Source organism: Roseibium sp. RKSG952 (genome assembly GCF_009711355.1).
On sequence record NZ_SMMF01000339.1, the window covers coordinates 1 to 647 of the forward strand.

Genomic DNA, 647 nt, shown 5'->3' on the forward strand with positions numbered 1-647 from the left:
TGGCGATACCGGCGGCACTTGCAGCGGCAAGGCGTGAAGCTGATCCGCGGCTTCATCGTCGTGCAGACTCATCGGCCGACTAGGCCGGAAGTAACGCGCCAACTGGTCGATGCCTGGTACCGGGATCGGGCCCACATCAAGTTCCCGGAGCGGATCGAGCTCTGTCTCGGACTCTTTCCCGATCCCGAGGCATTTCGGCCGAAGGGACTCATCGTGCGCCAGACCCGGCAGCGGTGGGGCTCCATGTCGCCGGCAGGACGTCTGCTGCTGAACCGCCGGCTCGTGCAGGCGCCGGTCGACGCCATCGACTATGTGATCACCCACGAGCTCTGCCATGTGGCCGAGCCTCATCACGGTACCGCCTTCTTCGAGCTCCTCGACAAGGTGATGCCCGATTGGGAGCGTCGGAAGCAAAGACTGGAACGGGCAATGGCCTGAGAACTTCCGAACCCGGTCGCAGCAGCCCCAAACGCGACTTCAATCCAAGCAATTTCGGACGCAGAATTTTCCTTATATCTTACATGGACTTATAAGAAATTCACCAAACTGGCGTAGTCATGAGGTCCGGAGAATATCGGCCCGGAGAGACCGCTTTCAGGTCTCCCGGCGCAGGGGCTAGTGCTCAGCCCGTCCCGCATAACCCTCTA

1 protein-coding gene is annotated in these 647 nt (G+C 60.7%); it reads left to right on the forward strand.

Annotated features, from left to right (window positions below; all coding sequences use genetic code 11):
• On the forward strand, nucleotides 1–438 hold a 438-nt coding region (locus E1297_RS00945; RefSeq protein WP_155132751.1), incomplete at its 5' end, for a M48 family metallopeptidase.
• Nucleotides 439–647 lie beyond the last annotated feature (209 nt).